Source organism: Phenylobacterium sp. J367, assembly GCF_024699985.1.
Taxonomy (GTDB): Bacteria; Pseudomonadota; Alphaproteobacteria; order Caulobacterales; family Caulobacteraceae; genus Phenylobacterium.
The window spans coordinates 4,094,652-4,118,489 of record NZ_JAJONA010000001.1 but is presented as its reverse complement, the minus strand read 5'-3'; the positions used below and the strand labels follow the sequence as shown (position 1 = coordinate 4,118,489).

Genomic DNA, 23,838 nt, shown 5'->3' with positions numbered 1-23,838 from the left:
TCCCCTGAAGGGGAGGGATGATCGAAAACTACTCCGCCGCTTCCATGGCGGCCGGGGCTTCCAGGGCGGCCATGGCCGGGGCAGGGGCCTCGAAGCGGAGGCTGCGGCCCTCGAAGCGGGCGCCGGCGTCGATGGCGAGCTGGGTGTGGATGACGTCGCCGATCACCTGGGCCGAGGCGTGCAGGCGCACCGTCTGGGCGACGATCGAACCGGTCACCCGGCCGCGGATGTCCACGGCCTCGGCCTCGATGGCGCCTTCCACCTGGCCGCTCTCGCCGATGGTCAGGCGTCCGACCCGCAGGTCGCCGCGCACGGTCCCGTCGAGCTGCACGTCGCCGTCGCTGGCCAGGTCGCCGTTCACCGTCACGTTCTCGGCGATCAGCGAGGCGGCGATCGCCTTGCGGGCCACAGGCGCCTCGGGCGCCTCGGGACGGGCGGAACTGGACTTAGCCGGCTTGGAGAACATACGCGCCTGCCTTGAGGAAACGGTCGGGGTTCTGGGCGCGGCCGTTGACCCACACCTCGTAGTGCAGGTGCGTGCCGGTGGAGCGCCCGGTGGAGCCCATGCCGCCGATCCGCTGGCCGACGCCGACCGGCTGGCCGACCCGGACGCCGATCGCCTGCAGGTGGGCGTAGCGGGTCTTCAGGCCGCGGCCGTGGTCGATCTCGACCGTGTTGCCGTAGCCGGAGCGCACGCCGGTGAACGAGACCACGCCTGGCCCGGTGGCGTAGATCGGGGTCATGTGGGCCCCCGAGAAGTCGAGGCCGGAGTGGAAGGCCGGGCGGCGTGTGAAGGGGTCGAAGCGGACGCCGAAGCGGCTGGTCTGCGGCGTGCCGGCGGTCGGCCGGGCCAGCGGCAGCTTCTCCACCGCGGCGGTCAGGGCCCGGGCTTCGGACAGGTCGGTGGCGGCGTGCTGGACGCGCTGGGCGAAGCTCTCGTCCACGTCGAGCACGGCGGCGAGCGCGCGGGGGTCCTTGGACTCGATCAACGGCCCGCCCAGCGACCCGCCCTTCGGCATGTAGGCGGCGGGCGTCAGGCCGGCGAGGCGGAAGGCCAGGCGCACGCGGTCGGCGCGGCTCTTGGCGAAGGTGTCGGCGGCGTCGAGCAGCTGTTCCTGGCTGATCCGCACCATCTCGACCCGGCGGGCGGGCGGCGCGTCCTGGGCCGACAGCGCTCGGGTGATGGCCGGCGTCAGGGCCTCGGCGGCGCCCGGCGCGCCCTTCATGTCGGTGAGCAGCAGGGCGAGCGCCGCGTGCCGCTTCTCGATGGTCGTGGCGATGTCGTCCGTCGAGCCCGAGGAGGCGTTGAGCTGGGCGACGGCGGAGTTCAGCCGGGCCTGGCGGTCGGCGATCCAGCGCTCGTACTTGGCCTGGGTGCGGGCGATCTCGCGGTCGGCGGCGGAGGCCGAGAACACGTTCACGAGCATGGCGGCAGTGGAGACGCCCATCCACAGCGCGGCGCCGGCGACGATGCCGGCGGCGGCCATCTGCTTGCGGGCGGTGAGGACGAACGCCTTCATCTCGCCGCCGGAGCGGACGTACAGGTGACGTTCCGGAAACAGGTCTTCGAGCGAACGACGAAGTCGCGCCAGCCGTTGCATGTTTCCGCTAAGTCCCCAGCCCCATGGAACGCTGGAGATATGCGACCAGAATTTTTCGGCGCGCAAGGCGAAATGGCGTCGCAAACCGACGCAATACCGCAAGCTCGAATTGTTTGCGGCAGAGGTTAACGCAGCCTGAATGGCGATCAGGCATTCCGCAATCGCGGTCTCGCCTCTCGGCGAACAAAGCTCCGCGCCGCGGCAAAGCTGCAACACGGGGATTTCCCGGAGGCTGGCGCGGGTGCGCCCCTGCGACCTCGGGTCTCAGAGCGCCTTCACGGCGTCCAGCACCTGCTGCGCGTGGTTGGCCACCTTCACCTTGCGCCAGATCCTGCGGATCACCCCGTCCTTGATCAGGAAGGTGGAGCGGTCGATGCCCATGTACTGCCGGCCATAGAGGCTTTTCTCGACCCAGGAGCCGTAGCGCGCGATCACCTCGCCATCGGGGTCGGCGCCCAGGCGGACGGCGAGGTCGTACTTGCGGGCGAAGCTCTCGTGCTTTTTCACGCTGTCCTTGGAGACGCCGAGCACTGTCGCGCCGGCCTCGGCGAACTCGGGGGCGAGGGCGGAGAAGTCCTGCGCCTCCTTGGTGCAGCCGGGCGTGTCGTCCTTCGGATAGAAGTAGAGCACCAGGGCCTTGTCGGCGAAGTCGGAGAGGCCCACCGGCCCCTCCGCGGTCTCGAGTCTGAAGTCCGGCGCTTTCGCGCCTTCCGTGATCTCGCTCATGTGGGCCTCACCAGGACGATCTTCTTCTTGCCGGCCGCCAGCTTGACGACGCCGTCCGCGACGTCGCCGGTCGTGACGACGCGGTTGGCGTCGGCCTCCGCCTTGTCGTTGACCCGCAGCCCCCCGCCCTGGGCCAGGCGACGCGCCTCGCCCTTGGAGCCGGCCAGGCCGGCGGCGACCATCAGGTCGGCGAGCTGCACGCCCGCCTCGAGGTCCCCCGCCGGGATCTCATGGGTCGGCAGGTCGGCCGAGAGCCCGCCCTGCTCGAACGCCGCCTGCGCCGCGGCGGCCGCCCTGGCGGCTTCCTCGGCGCCGTGCAGCATGCGGGTGGCCTCGTTCGCCAGCACCTTCTTCGCCTCGTTGATGCCGGCGCCCTCCAGGGCCTCCAGCCGGGCGATCTCCTCCAGCGGAAGGTCGGTGAACAGGCGCAGGAAGCGGCCCACGTCGGCGTCCTCGGTGTTCCGCCAGAACTGCCAGTAATCGTAGGGGCTGCGCATGTCGGCGTTCAGCCAGACCGCGCCCGACATGGTCTTGCCCATCTTCTGGCCGGACGCCGTGGAGAGCAGCGGCGTGGTCAGGCCGAAGGCGGGCTTCTGGTCGACGCGGCGGATCAGCTCGACGCCGTTCAGGATGTTCCCCCACTGGTCGGAGCCGCCCATCTGCAGGACGCAGTTGCGGGTCCGGTTGAGCTCCAGGAAGTCCACCGACTGCATCAGCATGTAGTTGAACTCGAGGAAGGTCATCGGCTGCTCGCGTTCGAGCCTCAGCTTCACGGAGTCGAACGCCAGCATCCGGTTGATCGTGAAGTGCACGCCGTAGTCGCGCAGGAACTGGACGTAGCCGAACTTCGACAGCCACTCGTCGTTGTCGACCATCACCGCGTCGGTGGGGCCGTCTCCGAACGCCAGGAACTTGGCGAAGACGGTCTTGATCGAGGCGATGTTGGCCTGGATGTCGGCTTCGCTGAGCAGCTTGCGGGCCTCGTCCTTGCCCGTGGGGTCGCCCACCTTGGTCGTGCCGCCGCCCATCAGGACGATGGGCTTGTGACCGGCCTGCTGGAGCCGGCGCAGCATCATGATCTGGATCAGGCTGCCGACGTGCAGGCTGGGCGCCGTGGCGTCGAAGCCGATGTAGGCCGCGATGGTCCCGGCGGCCGCCGCCTCGTCCAGCTCCTCCGGATGGGTGATCTGGTGGATGTAGCCGCGCGCCTGCAGGGTCTTCAGGAACTCGGACTTGAAGGCGGGGTCGGACATCGCGGGATTCTCGGGACTTCGGTGGCCGGGCTCTAGCACGGGCGCATCGGCGATTTCGAGGGACATGGCGGCTCCTTGGAGGTTTCAGGAGGCCGGCGTCCGTGGATCTGATCGGGGAGGGGCGCCGGCCGGAGGGGCAGGCGCGCGGGATCCGTCGCCTGCTAGAGGGGCAGGCGGTAATAGCGGCCGAAGAGGGCGCGGCGTCCGATCATGGCGGCTAGCTACGTCGCGCGGCTCGTGGCAGTCAAGCCGCATGCGCGTGCTGGGATTCATGACCGGGACCTCCCTCGATGCCGTCGACATGGCGGTGCTGGAGACCGATGGCGAGGCGATCCAGGCGTTCGGTCCGGCCGGCGAGCGGAAGCTCAGCGAACCGGTCCGCGACCTCATGCTGGAAGCGACCCGCCAGGCCCTGCAGTGGGAACGGGGAACGCCGGAGCCGGCGATCTTCGCCGAGGCGGCGCGCGCCGGCGCCGAGGAGCATCTGGCCGCCGCCGAGGCGTTCCTGGCCGCCAACGGCCTCGCCTGGTCCGATATCGACCTGATCGGCGCGCACGGCCAGACGGTGCTGCACGAACGCCCGACGCCCGAGCGGATCGGCCGGACGGTCCAGCTCCTGGACGCCCAGTGGCTGGCCGACGGGGCGGGCGTGCCGGTGGCCTACGACTTCCGCACCGCCGATGTGGCGGCCGGCGGGGAAGGGCGCCGCTGGCCCCGATCTATCACCTGGCCCGGGCCGCCGCGTCCGGCCTCACCGCGCCGCTGGCGGTGCTCAACATCGGCGGCGTCGCCAACATCACCTTCTGGACCGGCGGTGACGAGATCGCGGCCTTCGACACCGGTCCCGGCAACGGGATGATCGACCTCCTCGTCCAGGAGCGGGGCGCCGGGCGCTTCGACGACAAGGGCCGCTACGCCAGCGTCGGCAAGGCCCAGGACGCGGTGCTCCGCGCCCTGCTGGCCCATCCCTATTTCCAGGCGCCGCCGCCCAAGTCCCTGGACCGCTACGACTTCTCGCTGGAGCCCCTGGCGCAGGTCGAGCTCGAGGATGCGGCGGCCACGCTCGTGGCCTTCACCGCCGAGAGCGTGCGGCTGGCGTTCGACCTGATGGGGGCGACCCCCAGGGAAATCGTCGTGACCGGCGGCGGGCGGCACAATCCCGAGATCATGAAGGCGCTGGCCGAGCGGCTGCCCTGCGAGGTGAAGACCGCCGAGGACCACGGCTGGCGCGGCGACGCCATCGAGGCGGAGGCCTTCGCCTATCTGGCGGCCCGCACCGCGCGGGGCCTGCCGATCTCGTTCCCGAAGACCACGGGCGTTCCGCGGCCGATGACCGGCGGCCGGATCGTTCAGCCGAACAAGCAGTGAGGGGGTTCTGATGCGTAAGGTTCTTCTGGCGGCGACCGCCGCGATCGCCGTCTCCGCCGCCGCGCCCGCGCTGGCGCAGGCCAATGGGCCGATGCCCTATGACGGCGCGGTGTTCGACAAGGCCAAGGCGCTGCAGCCGAAGGTCGTCGCCTGGCGGCGCGACATCCACCAGAACCCCGAGCTGGGCAACCGCGAGGTCCGCACCTCGAAGCTGGTGGCCGACCACCTCCGCAGGCTCGGCTTCGAGGTGAAGACCGGTGTCGCCAAGACGGGCGTGGTCGGCGTCCTGAAGGGCGGCAAGCCCGGCAAGGTGGTGGCGCTACGGGCCGACATGGACGCCCTGCCGGTGGCCGAGCAGACCGGTCTGCCCTACGCCTCGAAGGTGACGGCCGAGTACAACGGCCAGACCGTGCCGGTGATGCACGCCTGCGGCCACGACGCCCACGTGGCGATCCTGATGGGCGCGGCCGAGCTGCTGGCCTCCATGAAGGCCGAGATCCCCGGAACGGTGGTGCTGATCTTCCAGCCCGCGGAGGAGGGCGCCCCCCAACGGCGAGGAAGGCGGCGCCAAGGTGATGGTCGAGCAGGGCGTGCTGGAGAGCCCCAAGGTCGACGCCATTTTCGGCCTGCACGTGGTGCCGGGCCCGGTGGGCTCGCTGCTGTGGCGGCCGGGGCCCATGATGGCCGCGTCCGACAGGTACGAGATCAAGCTCAAGGGCAAGCAGACCCACGGCGCCCAGCCCTGGTCGGGCATCGACATGGCCTCGCTGACCGCCGACATCGTCACCGCCTTCAACCAGATCGCCGCCCGGCAGGTGAACGTCGCCAAGTCGCCGACGGTGCTGACGATCGGCACCATCCACGGCGGCCTGCGCTACAACATCATCCCGGAAGACCTGGAGATGGCCGGCACGCTGCGCACCTTCGATCCCGAGATGCGCAAGGACGTCATGGCCCGCGCCGAGAAGGCGGTGGCCTCGATCTCGGAGGCGCTATGGCGCGAAGGCGCAGTTCAAGTGGGGCACACCCAATCCGGTGACCAACAACCACCGTGAGCTCACCGCCCGGATGAAGCCGACGCTGGCCCGCGCCGCCGGCGGCAAGATCCAGGACGACATCGACTACATCACCGGCGCCGAGGACTTCTCGTACTACCAGCTCAAGGTGCCGGGCCTGTTCTACGACCTCGGCATCGGCAATCCGCCGGGCGTGAACCACTCGCCGTTCTTCACGATCGACGAGTCGGCCATGGAGGTGGGCGTTCGCGCCCAGGCGCTCACGGCGCTGGATTTCCTGTCCGCCGCGGCTCCATGAGCGGCTCGTCCGGCGGCGGCAGCGGCCGGGCGAGATCCTCCGCCGCGTCGTTGGTCGTCGCCTGGGCGGCCGACGTGGCCGGCGTGCGAGGGCTGCGCGCGTGCTCGAGCCGCAGGGCGTCGAGCGCCGCGTCGCCCTCCTGGCCGAACAGGCTGCGCAGGCGCAGGTCCATCTGGGCGTAGGGGATCTCCACGCCGGCGCACTCCAGCGCGTCGGCGATGGCCCAGGTGTAGGCCGCGTGCATCGCCGCGGGCCGCTTCACGGCGTCCAGCGTCGGCCAGACCAGCAGCTCGAACTCCAGTCCATGCTCGCCGAAGCCGGTCAGCCAGACCTGGCTGCGCTCCGTCTCCGTCTCGGGCAGGGTGAAATGCACCGACCGCGCGGCCTCCAGCACGAGGCGCCGCACCTGCTCGCGGTCCACGCCATAGGCCACGCGGAACGGGATGTGGATGCGCCGGCTGCGGTTGTTCAGGGTCCAGTTCACGACCTGGCCCTCGATGAATTTCGAGTTCGGCACCACGAGGTCGACGTTGTCGTTCGTACGGATGCGGACCGCGCGGGGTCCGATCTCTTGGACGAGGCCGCGCTTGCCGTCCTCCAGCTCCACATAGTCGCCGACGTTCAGGACGCGGTCGAAGATCAGCACCAGGCCGGAGACGAACTCCTTGACGATGCCCTGCAGGCCGAGACCGACGCCCACGCCGAGCGCGCCGGCGAAGACCGCAACCGACGACAGGTTGATGCCGATCGCCGTCACGCCGATGACCACGGCCGCGATCACCACGCCGTAGGTCGTCAGCTTCTCGACGATATAGAGCGCAGCCTTGCCGTGGCGGGCCCGCCCGCGGAGGCGCTCGATGCCCAGCCGCGCCACGCGCGCCGCCAGGAAGCCGATCAGTATGATGGCGAGTCCGGTGACGACTCCGCCCAGGGTCACGGGCCTGCGGCCGATGGCGAACAGCACGACGCCCTGCAGGTCTTCGATGTTGCCCATCGGCCCGCGAACGCCTCCCGCCAAGCTGTCGTTCCGGTCAGACCGCCTGGCCGGCGCACCAGCCGCTGGCCCAGGCCCATTGGAAATTGTAGCCGCCGAGCCAGCCGGTGACGTCCACGGCCTCGCCGATGAAGTGCAGGCCGGGGACGGCCTTGGCCGCCATGGTCCGGCTGTCGAGCCCGTCCGTATCGACGCCGCCGAGCGTGACCTCAGCCGTGCGATAGCCCTCCGATCCTACGGGCTTCACCCGCCAGCGGTTCACGGCGTCCGCGACGCGCCGCAGGGTCCTGTCGGAGGCGTCGGCCACGTTGCCGGGGATGTCGCCGGCGATGTGGGCCGCCAGCCGCTGGGGCAGGAACCGGGAGAGCACGGTGGCGACGGCCTGTTTCCCATGGCTCGTCCGCGCCTTGCGCAGCTCTTCGAAGACGTCGGCGCCGGGCGCCATGTCCACCTCGATCTCCTGGCCCTCGCGCCAGTAGGACGAGATCTGCAGGATCGCGGGCCCTGAGATGCCACGGTGGGTGAACAGCATCGCCTCCTCGAACAGCGTTTTGCCCGAGGCCACCCGCACGTCGGTCGCCACGCCGGCCAGCGGCTTCAGCGGCTCCAGCAGCGAGACGTCGAAGGTGAGCGGGACGAGCGCCGGCCGGGTCTCGGTGACCGCCAGGCCGAACTGCCGGGCCACGTCATAGGCGAAGCCGGTGGCGCCCATCTTCGGGATCGACTTGCCGCCGGTGGCGATCACCAGCGCGGCGCATTCCAGGGCGCCGTTCAGGCGGAAGCCCGCCTCGGTCTTCTCGATGCGGTCGACGGTGGTGTTGAGGCGAAGCGTGACCCCGGCGGCGGCCATGTCGGCCAGGAGGCCCTGGATGATCTCCTTCGCCGAACCGTCGCAGAAGAGTTGCCCAAGCGTCTTCTCGTGCCAGGCGATGCCATGGCGCTCGACCCAGCCAATGAAATCCGCCGGCCGGTAGCGCCTGAGCGCCGAGACCGCGAACTTCGGGTTCTGTGACAGGAAGTTCGCCGGCCCGGCGTGGATGTTGGTGAAGTTGCAGCGCCCGCCGCCGGAGATGCGGATCTTCTCGCCCGGCGCGGAGGCATGGTCGAGCAGGAGCACGCGCCGGCCGCGCTTGCCGGCCTCGATGGCGCAGAACATGCCGGCGGCGCCCGCGCCGACGACGATGACGTCGAACTGTTCGCGGGCGCTCACATCAGCGCTCCCTTCCCGGGAGTTAGTCCTTGGCGCGTTCCTGGTAGGAGCCGTCCTCGGTCAGGACGACGATCTTGGTGCCGACCGTGATGTACGGCGGGACCATGGTCTTCAGGCCGTTCGAGAGGATCGCCGGCTTGTAGGACGAGGACGCCGTCTGGCCCTTCACCGAAGGCTCGGTCTCGACAACCTCGAAGGTCGCCAGGCGCGGCAGGTCGATGGCGATCGGCACGCCGTCGTGGGTCGAGAGCGACACCGTGCAGCCGTCGGTCAGGTAAGGCGCGCTGTCGCCGATCACGTCCGCGGAGGCCACGAGCTGGTCGTAGTTGTCCGGGTTCATGAAGTGGAAGCCCTCGCCGTCCTGGTAGAGGAACTGGTAGGGGCGGTCGTCCACCACGGCCCGCTCCACCGTCTCGGTGGTGCGGTAGCGCTCGGAGATCTTCACGCCGTCGGAGATACGGCGCATGTCGAGCTGGGTTACCGGCGTGCCCTTGCCCGGGTGGATGTTCTGGGCGCTCAGCACGACGTAGAGCTTGCCTTCCAGATCGACGACGTTGCCCTTGCGGAGCGAGCTGGCGATGACCTTCACGGGGTGTCCTTGAGAGTGCGGCGGAGTGGGCAGGGCGGGCCTGCGCGATTCCGATGTTCGAAATGTTGTCGCGCCCCTATAGCGACCTGCGCCGAAATCTCCAGCCCCACGCCGGGTCGCACCCTTGTCTGATCCAATGCCCTCGCCCTGGTGGTCCCCCGATCGGCACGCCGACCGGCGGCCGTTCCTGCTGGCCCGCAACGCTGTCACCCGGGCCACGCGCCGCTGGTTCGAGGACCGCGGATTCACCGAGGTCGAGGCCGCCGCGCTCGCGACCTCCCCGGGCAACGAGGCCCACCTGCACGCCTTCGCCACCGAGGCCCTGACCACGGCGGGGGAGGGCTCGACCCTCTACCTGCACACCTCGCCGGAGTTCGCGGCCAAGAAGCTGCTGGCGGCGGGCGAGAGCCGGATCTTCAACCTCGGCAAGGTCTGGCGGAACCGCGAGCGCGGCCCGCTGCATCACCCTGAGTTCACCATGCTGGAGTGGTATCGGGCGGGCGAGGCCTACGAGGTCCTGATGGATGACTGCGCGGCCCTGCTGGCGCTCGCCTGCGAGACGGCGGGGACGAAGGCGCTCACCTGGAGGGGCCGGGAGGCCGATCCCAGCGCCGCGCCGGAGCGGCTGACCGTCGCCGAGGCCTTCGACCGTTACGCGGGCGTCGATCTGCTGGCCTCCATCGCCGCGGACGGCTCGACCGACCGTGACACGCTGGCCGCACAGTCTCCGGTCCGGGTCGCCGACGACGACACCTGGGCCGACGTGTTCAGCAAGATCATCGTCGAGAAGGTCGAGCCGGAGCTCGGCTTCGGCCGCCCGACGATCCTCTACGAATATCCGACCGCCGAGGCGGCGCTGGCCAGGCCCGCCGGCCGCGACCCCCGCGTCGCCGAGCGGTTCGAGCTCTATGCCTGCGGCGTCGAGCTGGCCAACTGCTTCGGCGAACTGACCGACCCCGCCGAGCAGCGCCGCCGCTTCGAGGCGGAGATGGCCGAGAAGGCGCGGGTCTATGGCGAGCGCTATCCCGTGGACGAGGATTTCCTGGACGCGCTGGCCGTCATGCCCGAGGCCAGCGGCGCGGCCCTGGGCTTCGACCGCCTCGTCATGCTGGCCACCCGCGCGGCCCGGATCGAGCAGGTTCTCTGGACGCCGGTCCCCTGAGCGGCCATATGCGCGGCCGATGACGGCGCTGCGCACCCTTCGACGCCTGCCCGAGCTGGTGGAGGCCGGCCTGGTCGACGCCGCATGCCTGCCCGCCCTCGAGCGCGTGGCGGCCCAGTATGCCGTGGCCATCACCCCGGCCATGGCCGACCTCGTCGACGCCGCCGATCCTGACGACCCGATCGCCCGCCAGTTCACGCCGAGCGAGGCCGAACTCGTCTGCCTCCCGGAGGAGGACGCCGATCCGATCGGCGACGACGCGCACAGCCCGGTCGAGGGGATCGTCCACCGCTATCCCGACCGCCTGCTGTTGAAGGTGAACCACAACTGCGCGGTCTACTGCCGGTTCTGCTTCCGCCGCGAGATGGTCGGCCCCGAGGGCCTGCGGCCCCTGACGCCCGAGGCCCTCGACGCCGCCTTCGCCTACATCGCGGAACACCCCGAGGTCTGGGAGGTGATCGTCACCGGCGGCGACCCCTTCGTCCTCTCGCCCCGGCGCCTCGCCGACCTGATGCGCCGCCTGGACGCCATCGACCATGTGAAGGTCGTCCGGTTCCACACCCGCGTCCCCGCCGTGGAGCCCGAGACCGTCACCGACGATCTGGTCGCCGCCCTCAAGAGTTCCTCCAAGGCCGTCTACGTGGCCCTCCACGCCAACCACGCCCGCGAGCTGACCCCTGCCGCCCGCGTCGCCTGCGCGAAGCTGGTCGACGCCGGCGTCCCGATGCTGGGGCAGACCGTCCTCCTGAAGGGCGTCAACGACGACCCCGAAAGCCTGACGGCCCTGATGCGCGCCTTCGTGGAGACCCGGATCAAGCCCTACTACCTCCACCACGGCGACCTCGCGCCCGGCACCTCCCACCTGCGGACCTCGATCGAGGACGGCCAGGCCTTGATGAAGGCGATGCGCGGCACGGTCTCGGGCCTCTGCCAGCCGACCTATGTCCTCGACATCCCCGGCGGCCACGGCAAGGCTCCGGTGGGCCCGGCCTTCCTCGTGGACGGCGCGGTCGAGGACTTCAAGGGCCGCCGCCACCCCTATCCGCCGAAGGCCCGCTGATGGCCTGGACCGGGCGCTACGACGGCGAGGAGCCGCAGCGGGTCAACAAGTGGCTCGGCCAGAGCGGCGTGTGCTCCCGCCGGGAGGCCGAGGGCCTGATCGCCGAGGGCCGCGTCTCCATCGACGGCCAGACCATCACCGACGCCGGCCACAAGATCCTGCCGGGCCAGACCCTGACGCTCGCCGACGCGGCCGGCGGGACGGGGCCGCTCAGCGTCGTCCTGCACAAGCCCATGGGCTATGTCTCGGCCCAGCCGGAGCAGGGGCAGATTCCCGCCGTCCGCCTGCTCACCGAGGAAGCTTTAGTGGGCGAGAGCCCGGCGATCCCCGACCGCGACACGCGGCTCGCCTCGCTCGGCCGCCTCGACATGGACAGCCGCGGCCTGCTGATCCTCTCGGAGGACGGGGTGCTCGCCAAGGCGATCATCGGGCCGGAGAGCGACCTCGAGAAGGAATATCTGGTCAAGGTCACCGGCAAGATCACGCCCGAGAAGGTGAAGCTCCTCTGCCACGGCCTGACGATGGACGGCCGCGCCCTGAAGCCCGCCAAGGTCACCCATCTGGGCGGCCAGGAATTGCGCTTCATCCTGAAGGAAGGCCGCAACCGCCAGATCCGCCGGATGTGCGAGCTGGTGGGCATGCACGTCATGGATCTCGTCCGCATCCGGATCGGGACCCTGAACCTGGGCGACCTGCCGGAGGGCCGCTGGCGGGCGCTGACCAGCGCCGAGCGCGCCGCCCTGATCGGCAAGTCCTGAGCCTGCACGACATCTGCACATGAGCGGGTCGGGCGGTGCACCCGCCATCCGGCGCAGGTCCACCGCGGCGGCCTAGACCTTCCGGCGTACCCACCGGGAGCGCCGCCATGTCCGTCCGCAGTCCGAGCTTCTGGATCAAGGTCGTCCTGGCCGCAGGCCTGGTGGCGCTCGCCGACCCGTTGTTCGACGCCGGGCATGTCGGACTCCCCCTCGGCGTCTTCGCGCTGGCCTGGTGCGCGGCGCTGGCGGTGGCGACGCCGGCCGTGCTGCGGAACCGCATCGGTCAGGCCGCCCTCGGCCTCGCGGTCCTGCTGGCCGCGCTTCAGCTCGAGCGGCCGACGCTGATCGGCTGGCTGATGTTTGGCCTGGTGCTGGGCGTCGCGGCGCTCTCGCCGCGGGCCGGCCGCGGCGAGGACGCCTGGCGCTGGACCCAGCGGCTGCTTTTCCAGGGATTTGCGGGCCTCGCGGGGCCGCTGCTGGACGTCCGCCGGCTCGCCGATCCCAAGATTCAGGCCCGTGGGCCACGGTTCCGGTCGGCGGTCGGGGTGGTGGTGCTGCCCGTCGTCGGCGGCCTCGCGTTCCTGGCGCTCTTCGCCTCGGCCAATCCGCTGATCGAGCGCTGGCTGCCTTCGCTGCGCCTGCCGGCGATCGAACTGCCACAGGTGATCTTCTGGGGCGTGGTCGCGCTCGCGGTCTGGGGAATCCTGCGCCCACGGTTCCTGCGCAAGCCGCGGCCGCTGGCCGAGGCCGTGGGCGACCTCGACCTGCCCGGCGTCTCGCCGCTGTCGATCACGCTCTCCCTCGTGGTCTTCAACGCCGTCTTCGCCCTGCAGAACGGGCTGGACCTCGCCTTCCTGTGGAGCGGCGCGCCGCTGCCGGCTGGGATGAGCCACGCCGAGTACGCCCATCGCAGCGCCTATCCGCTGGTGGCCACGGCCCTGCTGGCCGGGCTTTTCGTCCTGGTGTTCCTCCGGCCGGGCTCGCCGACCGGGGAATCGAAGCTGGTCCGCCGCCTGGTGGTGCTCTGGGTGGCCCAGAACCTCCTGCTGGTGGCGTCCACGGCGCTGCGCACCATCGCCTACGTCGAGGCCTATTCGCTGACCGTGCTCCGGATCGCAGCCCTGCTCTGGATGGGCCTGGTCGCCGTCGGCCTGGCGCTGATCTGCTGGCGTCTTCTGGCCCGCAAGAGCGCCAGCTGGCTGGTCAACGCCAACGTGCTCGCCGCCGGGCTGGTGCTGGGGGCGTGCAGCGTCGTCGATCTCAGCGCCGTCGCCGCTCACTGGAACGTCCGTCACGCCCGCGAGCTGGGCGGGCCGGGGGCGCCGCTCGATGTGGGCTACCTCGCCGGCCTGGACGACGCCGCCCTGGTCGCGCTGACCGAACTCAAGGCCCGCCCATTGCCGGCGGACCTGCGGACCGAGGTCGACCGGCTGCACGCCGATCAGCTCCACCGCCTCCTGCGGCGCCAGGAGGACTGGCGCACCTGGACCTGGCGCGGGGCGCGGCGCCTGGCGCGCATCGAGGCCCTGCAACCCCGCCCGACGCTGCCCCTGGCCCCGTTGACGGCGCCCCCGCAACCGAGAACATGAGCGTGATGTCCCAGACCGTCCTCGTCGTCGACGACGACCCCCATATCCGCCAGCTCCTCGCCTTCGCCCTCGAGAAGGCGGGCCTGGCCACGCGCGAGGCCGAGGACGGGGAGGCGGCGCTCAGCGCCATCGCCGAGGTCCCGCCGGACCTGGTGGTGCTCGACATCAACATGCCGAAGCTCAACGGCCTCGACGTCTGCCGGAAGATCCGCGCCCAGGGCGACCTGCCGATCCTCTTCCTGTCCTCCCGCGACGACGAGATCGACCGGGTGCTCGGCATCGAGCTCGGCGGCGACGACTATGTCGTGAAGCCGTTCAGCCCGCGGGAAGTGGTGGCCCGGGTGCAGGCGATCCTCAGGCGGGCAAGGGGGCCGGCGCTCCGCGTCGAGACGGCCGGCCTGATGACCCACGGCCGCCTGACCCTCGATCCCGAGAGCTGGACGGCCCGCTGGGGCGCCGAGGAAGCGCCGCTGACCGTCACCGAGTTCACGATCCTGCGGACCCTGATGGGCGCGCCCAGCCGCGTCTTCACGCGCGACGCGATCATCGACCGGCTGCACGGCCCGGGCTTCGCGATCACCGACCGGACCATCGACAGCCATGTCCGCAACCTGCGGGGCAAGTTCGCGACGCTGGGCGGCCACGACGTGATTGAGACCCGGGCCGGCGTCGGCTACCGGCTGGGCGCCTGCCTCGGCCAGGCGGCGTGAGCCTGAAGGGTTTCGTCGCCCGTCACTGGCCGCCGCTCCGCCTGCGGGCGATCCTGTTCGCGGTGCTGCTGACGGTGGCGGCGCTGCCCGGCGTCGCGGCGCTCTCGCTGCGGGTCTACGAGAACACCCTGGTCCGTCAGACGGAAGCCGAGCTGGTGGCGCAGGGCGCCGCCCTGGCGGCGGCGGCGGCGGCCCAGTGGCCCGGCGTCCCGCGCGAGGGCCGCCCGTTCAACCGCCGGGCGCCCGACTACTACGTACCGGAGCGGACCACCATCGACCTGACCAACTCGCCCGTGCTGCCGGAGCGGCCACGGCCGGCCGTCACCCGGCGCAAGGCCGAGGTGGACGCGCTCACTGTCGCGTACCGGATGGACCCGGTGATCGAGCGGACCACGCGCACCACCCTGGCCTCGGTCCTGCTGCTCGACCGCAGCGGCATCATCGTGCGGGGCCGCGGCTACGGCCGCGAGCTTTCAAGCCTCCCCGAGGTCCGCGACGCGCTCGCGGGCCAGCCGCGCACGGTCTTTCGCCGGAACGGCGACTATCAGGCGACCTCGCCCTTCGAGTTCCTCAGCCGCGCCTCGTCGCTGCGCCTGCACCACGCCCGGCCCGTCGTGGCGAACGGCGAGGTGGTGGGCGTTCTGCTGCTCTCGCGTTCCCCCGGGCGCTGTTCCGCGGGCTCTACGAGGACCGGGGCAAGATCCTGCTGGGCACCGGGGTGATCTTCGGCCTGCTGGTGCTGATGGCCGGGCTGGTGTCGCGGGGCGTGACGCGGCCGATCGAACAGCTCAGCGCCGCCTCGCGGGCCGTGGCGGCGGGCGGCGGCGACATCCCGCCCACGCCGGCCACCGCCGCCGTGGAGATCCGCCAGCTCTACGAGGACTTCCGGGCCATGGCCGAGCGGATCGAGCGCCGGAGCGGCTATCTTCGCGACTTCGCCGCCGCCGTCAGCCACGAGTTCAAGACGCCGCTGGCCGGGATCGGCGGGGCCGTGGAGCTGCTGCAGGACCATCTGGAGACCATGAGCCCGGAGGAGCGGCAGCGCTTCCTCGGCAATATCGCCGCCGACGCCGACCGCCTCTCGCAGCTCGTCGGCCGTCTCCTCGACCTCGCCCGGGCGGACATGGCGACGCCGGAAGCGGGCGTCGCGGTCTCGGTGGAGCCTGCCGTGCGCCGCGCCGCGGATGGCCAGGCGGCGGAGGGCTTCCGGGTGGACGTGGACCGGCTGGACGCCATCCCGCCGGTCGCCGTGCCGGCGGCGACCATCGAGACCGTCCTCACCGTCCTGTTGCAGAACGCCAGGCAGGCCGGCGCCTCCACGGCCCGGGTCGCCGCGGAGGCGAGCGCCGTCGAGCTGGTCCTCAGCGTCACCGACGATGGCCCGGGCGTACCGGCCGCCGACCGCGAGCGTCTGTTCGAGCCCTTCTTCACGAGCCGCAGGGCCGAGGGCGGGACGGGGCTCGGCCTTTCCATCGCCCGCTCGTTGCTGGCGGCGAGCCATGCCCGGCTGGAGCTCGTGCGATCACCGACCGGCGCGCGCTTCGAGATGGCCCTGCCGCTCGCCTGACCTGCACGGAACCTCCTCAGGCTCCGCCATCGCCTCTGCGCCGGCGCGGACGAGGGTGCCTCCAGACCAAGGAGGACGCGTCATGGATCGGGCCGGGCACGAAGTGCAGTACGGGATCGCCAGCGGCTACCGGATCGCGGTGCTGGAGCGGGGCGACGCCTGGCTCTGGCGGCTGACCACGCCGGCGGGCCGTGACGCGGGCGGCTTCGCCCCCGACGAGGGCAGCGCCAAGCGCTGCGCCGCGTTCGCGGCCTATACCTTGGCGGCGCTGGAGCGGGCGGCGGCGCGGACCGTCTAGCCGGCGAGCGTGACGAAGAGCTCACTCTCGATCACCCACTGGCCGGTCTGTTTCCGCCAGGCAGCCATGTAGGCGCCCGACATCTCGCCGGACTTCCAGTGCGCGACCCAGCGGCCGGTCTCGGCCGCCCGGTCGCCCGCGGCGTCGAGTTCGACCGTCTCCGGCGTCCGGACATAGTCGACGAAGTCGGGATCGCGGAACTGGCCGGCGAAGGCCTCGATGATCTGGTCGGCGCCCAGAATCAGCCCGCCGTCGCCGGCGATCAGCCGCGCGTCGGCCGCGAAGAACGGCTTCAGGCGCGCCGCCTCGTGGGCGGCGATCAGCTTGTTGGTCAGGCGCCGGCGCGCGCGGATCGCGTCGTCCGGCGCCGTCATGGTCAGGCCGGTTCGGCCGCCAGGCGCTTGTCGAGGTAGTCGCCGACCCGACGCTCAACGTCCGGCAGGTTCTCCATCCAGAAGTGGCTCGCGCCCTCGACCACGTCGTAGTCGATGACGATCCCCTTCTGGGTCCGCAGCTTCGAGACCACGCGCTCCACCTCGACCGGCGGCACCACGGTGTCGTTGCCGCCATGCAGGATCAGGCCCGAGGCCGGGCAGGGGGCCAGGAAGCTGAAGTCGTAGGCGTTGGTCGGCGGCGACACCGAGATGAAGCCGTCGGTCTCCGGACGGCGCATCAGGAGCTGCATGCCCACCCAGGCGCCGAAGGAGTAGCCGGCGACCCAGCACTGGGAGGCGGCCGGATTGGTCGACTGCAGCCAGTCGAGCGCGGTCGCCGCGTCGGCCAGCTCGCCGATTCCTGAGTCGAACTCGCCCTGCGAGCGGCCCACGCCGCGGAAGTTGAACCGCAGCACCGAGAAGCCGCGCTTCATGAACAGGTGGAAGAGCTGAACGGTCACCGGATTGTTCATCTGGCCGCCCGCTTTGGGATGCGGGTGCAGGATGAGGGCGACCGGCGCGGTCTCGCTCTTGCCCTGCGTGTAACGGCCTTCGATCCGCCCGGCCGCACCGGTCAGAACCACCTCTGGCATAGAATTCCTCTTCCAAGCCCAGAATACTTGACTGCTGCGCTGGGTCTTCCTAAGTCCAGCCCATCCTGGCCGGACTGGGCTGAAGGCCCGCGCGCAAGGCGGCGGCTTGTAGCACAGGCGAGCCGGGATGCGCGCGAAAACTGCATTGGGTCAACGCCATGCGTCTCTCCACCAAAGGCCGCTACGCCGTGATGGCGATGGCGGACCTTGCGCGACGCCAGACCGACGCCGAGCGCGCCGTGGCGCTCGCCGACATCGCCGCCCGCCAGGAGATCTCGCTCTCCTACCTGGAGCAGCTGTTCGCCCGGCTCCGCCGCAAGGGTCTGGTGAAGAGCGCCCGGGGTCCCGGCGGCGGCTACCGTCTGGCCCGCACCGCCGACGAGACCACCATCGCCGAGATCGTCCACGCGGTGGACGAGCCGCTGCGCGCCACCCGCTGCGCCGAATCCAAGGGCTGCATGCTGAAGGGCGAGCGCTGCCTGACCCACGACCTCTGGGAAGACCTCGGCCAGCAGATCGAGACCTATCTCGCCTCCGTCAGCCTCGCCGACGTCGTCGGCGGCCGCCTCGGGGACCGCAAGCAAGCCGCATGACCCGCGCCGTCTACCTCGACTGCAACGCCACCGTGCCGGTCCGCCCCGAGGCGGCCGCTGCGATCGCGCGCGCGCTCGAGGCCGGCGGCAATCCGAGCTCCGTCCATGCCGTGGGCCGCGCCGCCCGCGCGACGGTGGAAAACGCCCGCGCCGCGGTGGCCGACCTGATCGCCGCCCCGCCGCAGACGGTGGTGTTCACCTCCGGCGGCACCGAGGCCAATGCGCTCGCCGTCGAGAGCGCCGTGGCGGTCGGCGCGCGGCGCCTGATCGTCAGCGCCATCGAACACGACAGCGTCCTGGAGGCCGCAAAGGCGTCCGGCGCCGCGGTCGAGGTGCTGCCGGTGACCTCCGACGGCGTCGCCGACCTCGGCTGGCTGGCCGAGCGCCTGTTCCGCTGGGACGCCGCGGACGGCAAGCCGTTCGTCGCCCTGATGCTGGCCAACAACGAGACCGGCGTGATCCAGCCGGTGAAGGCCGCGTCCGAGATCGTCCGCGCCGCCGACGGCTGGCTGCACGTCGACGCCATCCAGGCGGCCGGCAAGATGGTCATCGACAGCCGCGGCATCGGCGTCGACACCCTGACCGTCTCGGCCCACAAGATCGGCGGCCCGCAGGGCGCCGGCGCGCTGACCTTCGGGCCGCGCGCCACCCTCTCGCGCCGCCTGCACGGCGGCGGCCAGGAGCGCGGCCGCCGGGCCGGCACCGAAAACGTCCCCGGCATCGCTGGCTTCGGCGCGGCGGCGAAGCTCGCCAACACCCGCGAACTGGCGCCCCAGGCCGCCTGGCGCGACGCGGTCGCCGCGAAGCTGAAGGCGCAGGGCTGCGTGATCATGGGCGAGGGCGCCGAGCGCCTGCCGCAGACGCTCTGCTTCGCCACGCCCGGCTATGCGTCCGAGCTGCAGGTCATGGCGCTGGACCTCGCCGGGGTCATGGTCAGCGCCGGATCGGCCTGCTCCTCGGGCAAGGTCAAGGCGAGCCACGTCCTCTCCGCCATGGGGCAGGGCGAGCTCGCATCGTGCGCCCTCCGCGTCAGCGGGGGCTGGAATACATCCGAGGCCGACTGGAACAGGTTCTTCGAGGCCTGGTCCGAAGCCCATTCGCGGCATGCGGCGCGCCGTGCGCCCGCCGCCGCAGGAGTTGCGTAATGGCCGCCGTCAAACAGACCGTCGAACACGTCCAGAGCCTGGAGAAGTACAAGCACGGCTTCGTCACGGACATCGAGCAGGAATACGCGCCCAAGGGCCTCTCCGCCGACATCGTGCGCTTCATCTCGGCCAAGAAGGACGAGCCGGAGTGGATGCTGGCCTGGCGCCCTGGAAGCCTTCGAGCGCTGGCTGGCGCTGGAGGAGCCGACCTGGGCCAAGGTGAGCTTCCCGCGCATCGACTACCAGGACAGCTACTACTACGCCGCGCCGAAGACGAAGGAGGGGCCCAAGAGCCTCGACGAGGTCGATCCCGAGCTGCTGGAGACCTACAAGAAGCTCGGCATCCCGCTCCGCGAGCAGGAGGTGCTGGCCGGCGTCCAGGGCGCGCCGAAGTACGCCGTCGACGCGGTCTTCGACAGCGTCAGCGTGGTCACCACCTTCAAGAAGGAGCTGGCCGAGGCCGGCGTGATCTTCTGCTCGATGAGCGAGGCGATCCGCGACCACGGCGACCTGGTGCGCCAGTACCTGGGCACGGTGGTGCCGGTTTCCGACAACTACTTCGCCTGCCTGAACTCGGCAGTCTTCTCGGACGGCAGCTTCGTCTATGTGCCGCCGGGCGTCCGCTGCCCGATGGAGCTCTCCACCTATTTCCGCATCAATGCGGCGGAGAGCGGCCAGTTCGAGCGGACCCTGATCATCGCCGACAAGGGCGCCTACGTGTCCTACCTGGAGGGCTGCACGGGCGCCTCAGCGCGACGAGAACCAGCTCCACGCCGCGGTGGTCGAACTGGTGGCCCTCGACGACGCCGAGATCAAATACTCCACCGTCCAGAACTGGTACCCGGGCGACCCCGAGACCGGGAAGGGCGGCATCTTCAACTTCGTGACCAAGCGCGCCGACTGCCGCGGCGACCGCTCGAAGGTCAGCTGGACCCAGGTCGAGACCGGCTCCTCGGTCACCTGGAAGTACCCCTCGTGCGTGCTCCGCGGGAACGAGAGCGTCGGCGAGTTCTACTCGATCGCCATCACCAACGGCCGCCAGCAGGCCGACACCGGCACCAAGATGATTCACCTGGGGGCCAACACCCGCTCGCGGATCATCTCGAAGGGCATCAGCGCCGGCCGGTCGTCCAACACCTACCGCGGCCTGGTCTCGGCGCACCCGAAGGCCAAGGGCGCGCGAAACTTCACCCAGTGCGACAGCCTGCTCATCGGCAAGCACTGCGCCGCCCACACCGTGCCCTACATCGAGGCGCGCAACGGCCAGGCGAAGTTCGAGCACGAGGCGACGACCACGCGCCTTTCCGAGGACCAGCTGTTCTACGCCATGCAGCGCGGGCTCTCCCAGGAGGAGGCGGTGCAGCTGCTGGTGAACGGCTTCGTGAAGGACGTGCTGCAGGAGCTGCCCATGGAGTTCGCCGTGGAGGCGCAGAAGCTGGTGGCGATCTCGCTGGAAGGGAGCGTGGGGTGACGTCGAAGACCAAGAGCAGCGCCGAAAAGCCCGGCCTGAACCTGAAGGACGCCTTCGAGGTCGAGTACGCCCGGCGCGAGCTGGAGCGGCGCGCCCGGGACGAGGCCGAGCGCCGCCAGCAGGAAGCCGATCTCGCCAATGCGGAGACGCTGCTGAACGCGCTGTCGAGCGACCCGGCCTTCCTGGCCGAACGCGGCCTGACCGTCGACCGCCGCCGCTACACGGTGTCGATCGACCACGACAATTTCCGGATCGCCGCCTACTGGGAAGCCGGCAAGGGCAGCGTGACGGCGTCGGACAAGCGCACGGCCCTCCCGGGCTCGGCCGCGCCCCGCAAGCAAGAGACCGTGGAGAGCGTCGAGGACGCGCTCCGGGTCATGGCCCAATACCTGGTGGACGAGACCCGTTGATGCTTTCCGTTTCCAACCTGCGCGCCGAAGTCGAGGGCAAGGAGATCCTGAAGGGGCTCTCCCTGGAGGTCCCGGCCGGCGAGGTCCACGCCATCATGGGGCCGAACGGCGCGGGCAAGTCGACCCTGTCCTACGTCCTGACGGGCCGCGAGGGCTACGAGGTGACCGGCGGCGCCGCCACCCTCGACGGCGAGGACCTGCTGTCGCTGGCGCCCTACGAGCGCGCGGCGAAGGGCGTGTTCCTGTCGTTCCAGTACCCGCTGGAGATCCCGGGCGTGCCGGCGCTGACCTTCATCCGCACGGCGCTGAACGCCCAGCGCAAGGCGCGCGGCGAGGCGGAGATCACGGCGCCCGAGTTCCTGAAGCTCGCCCGGGCCAAGGCCGCCGACCTGAAGATCGACTTCGACATGCTCAAGCGCGCCCCTCAACGTCGGCTTTTCCGGCGGTGAGAAGAAGCGGATGGAAATCCTTCAAATGGCGATGCTTTCGCCGCGCTTCCTGATCCTCGACGAAACCGATTCCGGGCTCGACATCGACGCGCTGCGGATCGTCGCCGACGGGGTGAACGCGCTCCGCTCGCCGGACCGTGGGATGCTGGTGATCACCCACTACCAGCGCCTGCTCGACTACATCAAACCCGACAAGGTGCATGTCCTGGCGGGCGGCCGCATCGTGGAGACCGGCGGCCCGGAGCTGGCGCTGCAGCTCGAGGCCGAAGGCTACGACAAGTACGCGAGGGCCGCTTGAGCCTCGCCCTCGCCATCCGGACGCGTGACGTCGGCGAGCTGCCTGGGAAGCGTCAGGAGGACTGGCGCTGGACCGACCTGCGCGGCCTGATCCGCGTCCTCCCGGAGCCGTCGCAGCCCCTCGCGGGGAGCTCGGTGCGGGTCCGTTCGACGCCTTGGCCGACGAGGTTCTGGTGATCGCGAACGGCGCTGCGGCGCCGGTGATCGCAGTGGGTGCGGGCGAGAGCCGCGCCATCGCCCTGCGCGTCGTCTCCCGCGGCGACGGCGCCCATGCCGCCGCCGTGCGGATCACCGTGGCCGAGGGCGGCCGCCTGGAGCTGTTCGAGAGCTATGAAGGGCAGGGGAGCTACCTCGCCCAGACCTCGCTCGTCCTCGAGCTGGCCGCTGGCGCGGCCGTGGAACGCCTGGTCCTCGCCGAGGAGGACCCCGAGGGCGTGGCGGTCAGCGATGCGGAGGTCCGTCTGTCGGCCGACGCCAGCTTCGGCCAGACGGTCCTCGTCTCGGGCGCGCGCCGCCAGCGGATCGAGACGCGCGTCGGCCATCCGGGCGGACATGCCCAGCTTCGCCTCGACGGCGCCTATCTGCTCTCCGGCAAGCGCCACGCCGACATCACCACGGTGGTCACCCACCAGGGCGTCGACGGAGTCACCGGGCAACTTACCAAGGGCGTGGTCCGCGACCAGGCCCGCGGCGTCTTCCAGGGCCGCATCGTCGTCGCCGAAGGCGCCGACCGCACCGACGCGCGCATGGGCCACCACGCGCTGATCCTCTCCGACCGCGCCGAGGTCGACGCCAAGCCGGAGCTGGAGATCTACGCCGACGACGTGTCCTGCGCGCACGGCAACACGGTCGGCGCTCTGGACGAGGACGCCCTGTTCTACGCCGAGCAGCGCGGCATCCCGGCCGACGAGGCCAAAGCCCTGCTGACCGAGGCCTTCGTGGGCGAGGTCGCCGACCGGATCGGCCACGACGGCGCTCGCGAGATCGTCCGCGCCTGGCTCGCCGAACGGCTGAGGGGATGACCATGGCCTTTGACGCCGAGGCGATCCGCGCCGACTTCCCGATCCTCAGCCGCCAGGTGCACGGCAAGCCGCTGGTCTATCTGGACAGCGCCGCGTCGGCCCAGAAGCCGCGGGCGGTGATCGAGGCCATGAGCCGGGCGATGGAATATTCCTACGCCAACGTCCACCGCGGCCTGCACACGCTCGCCAACGAGACCACCGACGCCTACGAGGCGGCCCGCCGCAAGGCCGCCGCCTTCATCGGCGCGGCAGAGACCGAGGTCGTCTTCACCAAGGGCGGGACCGAAGCCATCAACCTGGTGGCCGCGGGCATCGGGGCCAGCCTGCAGGCCGGCGACGAGATCGTGGTCTCCGAGATGGAGCACCACGCCAACATCGTCCCCTGGCACTTCCTGCGGGAGCGCAAGGGCGTCGTGCTGAAGTGGGCCCGGGTCACCGATCGCGGCGACCTTGACCTGGAGCACTTCCAGAGCCTGCTGGGCCCGAAGACGAAGGTCGTGGCGCTCAGCCACATGTCCAATGTGCTGGGGACCATCAACCCGGCCCAGGACCTCGCCCGCATGGCCCATGAGGTGGGGGCGATCGTCCTCTTCGACGGCTGCCAGTCCATCGTCCACAAGCCGATCGACGTGAAGGCCATCGACGCCGACTTCTACGTCTTCTCCGGCCACAAGCTCTATGGCCCCACCGGCATCGGCATCCTCTACGGCAAGGCCGAGCGCCTGGCGGCGCTTCCGCCCTATCAAGGGGGCGGCGAGATGATCGGCACGGTGTCCCAGGACGAGATCACCTACGCCGACCCGCCGCACCGCTTCGAGGCCGGCACGCCGCCGATCCTCGAGGCCATCGGCCTCGGCGCGGCCATCGACTGGCTCTCGGGCCTCGACCGCATCGCCATCGCCGCCCACGAGAAGGCGCTCTACGACCGCGTCCGCGAAGGTCTTGCGGGCGCCAACTGGCTGCGCGTGATCGGCGACACGCCGGAGAAGGGCGCGATCCTCTCGTTCACCGTCGACGGCGCCCACGCCCACGACGTGGCCCAGATTCTCGACCGCTACGGGGTGGCGGTGCGCGCTGGCACCCACTGCGCGGAGCCGCTGATGAAACGTTTCGGGGTGACGTCGAGCGCGCGCGCTTCCTTCGCCCTATATAACACCGAGGACGAGGCCGACGCCTTCGTCCAGGCGCTTACCAAGGCTCAGGCCTTTTTCGCTTAAGTGATGGA

24 protein-coding genes and 4 pseudogenes are annotated in these 23,838 nt (G+C 70.8%); 19 read left to right on the top strand and 9 right to left on the bottom strand.

Annotated features, from left to right (window positions below; translation table 11 throughout):
• Positions 1–28: 28 nt before the first annotated feature.
• From LRS04_RS21950 to tyrS, 4 genes are all read right to left on the bottom strand, one after another.
• Positions 29–409, bottom strand: coding sequence for a polymer-forming cytoskeletal protein (locus tag LRS04_RS21950; protein WP_257818207.1), 381 nt, complete (start codon positions 407–409; stop codon positions 29–31).
• A gap of 37 nt (positions 410–446) precedes the next feature.
• Positions 447–1,601, bottom strand: a complete 1,155-nt coding sequence (locus tag LRS04_RS21945) for a M23 family metallopeptidase (RefSeq protein ID WP_257818206.1) — start codon at positions 1,599–1,601, stop codon at positions 447–449.
• A gap of 264 nt (positions 1,602–1,865) precedes the next feature.
• Positions 1,866–2,327 (bottom strand): peroxiredoxin, encoded by a 462-nt coding sequence (locus LRS04_RS21940; protein ID WP_257818205.1) that lies wholly within the window; start codon positions 2,325–2,327, stop codon positions 1,866–1,868.
• Positions 2,324–3,646 carry a tyrosine--tRNA ligase gene (gene tyrS, locus LRS04_RS21935; RefSeq protein WP_257818204.1) on the bottom strand — a complete coding sequence of 441 codons (1,323 nt, stop codon included), beginning with the start codon at positions 3,644–3,646 and terminating at the stop codon, positions 2,324–2,326. Before tyrS ends, LRS04_RS21940 begins: the two co-directional genes overlap by 4 nt.
• A 187-nt stretch (positions 3,647–3,833) precedes the next feature.
• Between tyrS and LRS04_RS21930 the strand changes: the two are divergent.
• The 4 genes and pseudogenes from LRS04_RS21930 (at position 3,834) to LRS04_RS27190 (ending at position 6,262) form a co-directional block, all read left to right on the top strand.
• A pseudogene (locus LRS04_RS21930) lies at positions 3,834–4,948 on the top strand (anhydro-N-acetylmuramic acid kinase).
• A gap of 10 nt (positions 4,949–4,958) precedes the next feature.
• Positions 4,959–5,447 (top strand): annotated as a pseudogene (locus tag LRS04_RS27200) (M20/M25/M40 family metallo-hydrolase); the annotation flags it as partial.
• 76 nt (positions 5,448–5,523) lie between these two features.
• Positions 5,524–6,003 (top strand): peptidase dimerization domain-containing protein, encoded by a 480-nt coding sequence (locus LRS04_RS27195; protein WP_308238205.1) that lies wholly within the window; start codon positions 5,524–5,526, stop codon positions 6,001–6,003.
• Positions 5,984–6,262 (top strand): M20/M25/M40 family metallo-hydrolase, encoded by a 279-nt coding sequence (locus tag LRS04_RS27190; protein ID WP_308238204.1) that lies wholly within the window; start codon positions 5,984–5,986, stop codon positions 6,260–6,262. The genes LRS04_RS27195 and LRS04_RS27190 overlap by 20 nt, the downstream gene beginning before the upstream one ends.
• On the opposite strand, the gene LRS04_RS21920 is transcribed toward LRS04_RS27190, so the two are convergent.
• The 3 genes from LRS04_RS21920 to efp form a co-directional block, all read right to left on the bottom strand.
• On the bottom strand, positions 6,225–7,256 hold the full coding sequence (locus LRS04_RS21920) for a mechanosensitive ion channel family protein (protein WP_257818203.1): 1,032 nt from the start codon (positions 7,254–7,256) through the stop codon (positions 6,225–6,227). The two genes, LRS04_RS27190 and LRS04_RS21920, sit on opposite strands and share 38 nt — an antisense overlap.
• Positions 7,257–7,293: 37 nt before the next feature.
• Positions 7,294–8,412, bottom strand: coding sequence for an NAD(P)/FAD-dependent oxidoreductase (locus LRS04_RS21915; protein WP_374577287.1), 1,119 nt, complete (start codon positions 8,410–8,412; stop codon positions 7,294–7,296).
• Positions 8,413–8,488: 76 nt separating this feature from the next.
• Complete coding sequence (gene efp, locus LRS04_RS21910; protein WP_257818201.1) at positions 8,489–9,055, bottom strand: elongation factor P; 567 nt, start codon at positions 9,053–9,055, stop codon at positions 8,489–8,491.
• 136 nt (positions 9,056–9,191) lie between these two features.
• Between efp and epmA the strand changes: the two genes are divergently transcribed.
• From epmA to LRS04_RS21870, 8 genes are all read left to right on the top strand, one after another.
• Positions 9,192–10,217, top strand: a complete 1,026-nt coding sequence (epmA, locus tag LRS04_RS21905) for an EF-P lysine aminoacylase EpmA (protein ID WP_257819221.1) — start codon at positions 9,192–9,194, stop codon at positions 10,215–10,217.
• Positions 10,218–10,236: 19 nt separating this feature from the next.
• Positions 10,237–11,277: a lysine-2,3-aminomutase-like protein gene (locus LRS04_RS21900; RefSeq protein WP_257818200.1), complete on the top strand. Its 1,041-nt coding sequence runs from the start codon at positions 10,237–10,239 to the stop codon at positions 11,275–11,277.
• Positions 11,277–12,035, top strand: a complete 759-nt coding sequence (locus tag LRS04_RS21895) for a pseudouridine synthase (RefSeq protein ID WP_257818199.1) — start codon at positions 11,277–11,279, stop codon at positions 12,033–12,035. Before LRS04_RS21900 ends, LRS04_RS21895 begins: the two co-directional genes overlap by 1 nt.
• Before the next feature lie 107 nt (positions 12,036–12,142).
• Positions 12,143–13,624, top strand: a complete 1,482-nt coding sequence (locus LRS04_RS21890) for a DUF4153 domain-containing protein (protein WP_257818198.1) — start codon at positions 12,143–12,145, stop codon at positions 13,622–13,624.
• 5 nt (positions 13,625–13,629) lie between these two features.
• Positions 13,630–14,334, top strand: a complete 705-nt coding sequence (locus LRS04_RS21885) for a response regulator transcription factor (RefSeq protein ID WP_257818196.1) — start codon at positions 13,630–13,632, stop codon at positions 14,332–14,334.
• On the top strand, positions 14,331–15,056 hold the full coding sequence (locus tag LRS04_RS21880; protein ID WP_257818195.1) for a hypothetical protein: 726 nt from the start codon (positions 14,331–14,333) through the stop codon (positions 15,054–15,056). The genes LRS04_RS21885 and LRS04_RS21880 overlap by 4 nt, the downstream gene beginning before the upstream one ends.
• Positions 15,053–15,901: a HAMP domain-containing sensor histidine kinase gene (locus LRS04_RS21875; protein ID WP_257818194.1), complete on the top strand. Its 849-nt coding sequence runs from the start codon at positions 15,053–15,055 to the stop codon at positions 15,899–15,901. Before LRS04_RS21880 ends, LRS04_RS21875 begins: the two co-directional genes overlap by 4 nt.
• Positions 15,902–15,983: 82 nt before the next feature.
• Positions 15,984–16,199: a hypothetical protein gene (locus LRS04_RS21870; RefSeq protein WP_257818193.1), complete on the top strand. Its 216-nt coding sequence runs from the start codon at positions 15,984–15,986 to the stop codon at positions 16,197–16,199.
• On the opposite strand, the gene LRS04_RS21865 is transcribed toward LRS04_RS21870, so the two are convergent.
• Positions 16,196–16,573 (bottom strand): nuclear transport factor 2 family protein, encoded by a 378-nt coding sequence (locus LRS04_RS21865; RefSeq protein WP_257818192.1) that lies wholly within the window; start codon positions 16,571–16,573, stop codon positions 16,196–16,198. The genes LRS04_RS21870 and LRS04_RS21865 overlap by 4 nt on opposite strands.
• Before the next feature lie 2 nt (positions 16,574–16,575).
• Complete coding sequence (locus LRS04_RS21860; RefSeq protein ID WP_257818191.1) at positions 16,576–17,226, bottom strand: alpha/beta hydrolase; 651 nt, start codon at positions 17,224–17,226, stop codon at positions 16,576–16,578.
• Between the two features lie 158 nt (positions 17,227–17,384).
• Between LRS04_RS21860 and LRS04_RS21855 the strand changes: the two genes are divergently transcribed.
• The 7 genes and pseudogenes from LRS04_RS21855 to LRS04_RS21825 all read left to right on the top strand — a co-directional run bounded on the left by LRS04_RS21855 (position 17,385) and on the right by LRS04_RS21825 (position 23,830).
• The gene (locus LRS04_RS21855) at positions 17,385–17,819 is read left to right on the top strand and encodes an Rrf2 family transcriptional regulator (protein ID WP_257818190.1); all 435 of its coding nucleotides are present in this window, start codon (positions 17,385–17,387) and stop codon (positions 17,817–17,819) included.
• The gene (locus LRS04_RS21850; RefSeq protein ID WP_257818189.1) at positions 17,816–18,964 is read left to right on the top strand and encodes a cysteine desulfurase family protein; all 1,149 of its coding nucleotides are present in this window, start codon (positions 17,816–17,818) and stop codon (positions 18,962–18,964) included. Before LRS04_RS21855 ends, LRS04_RS21850 begins: the two co-directional genes overlap by 4 nt.
• Positions 18,964–20,435, top strand: a pseudogene (gene sufB, locus LRS04_RS21845) (Fe-S cluster assembly protein SufB). Before LRS04_RS21850 ends, sufB begins: the two are co-directional and overlap by 1 nt.
• Complete coding sequence (locus LRS04_RS21840) at positions 20,432–20,845, top strand: hypothetical protein (RefSeq protein ID WP_257818188.1); 414 nt, start codon at positions 20,432–20,434, stop codon at positions 20,843–20,845. Before sufB ends, LRS04_RS21840 begins: the two are co-directional and overlap by 4 nt.
• Positions 20,845–21,592 (top strand): annotated as a pseudogene (gene sufC / locus LRS04_RS21835) (Fe-S cluster assembly ATPase SufC). The gene LRS04_RS21840 and the pseudogene sufC overlap by 1 nt, the downstream one beginning before the upstream one ends.
• 154 nt (positions 21,593–21,746) lie before the next feature.
• The gene (gene sufD / locus LRS04_RS21830) at positions 21,747–22,613 is read left to right on the top strand and encodes a Fe-S cluster assembly protein SufD (RefSeq protein ID WP_308238203.1); all 867 of its coding nucleotides are present in this window, start codon (positions 21,747–21,749) and stop codon (positions 22,611–22,613) included.
• A gap of 2 nt (positions 22,614–22,615) precedes the next feature.
• On the top strand, positions 22,616–23,830 hold the full coding sequence (locus LRS04_RS21825) for an aminotransferase class V-fold PLP-dependent enzyme (RefSeq protein ID WP_257818187.1): 1,215 nt from the start codon (positions 22,616–22,618) through the stop codon (positions 23,828–23,830).
• The last annotated feature ends 8 nt before the right edge of the window (positions 23,831–23,838 follow it).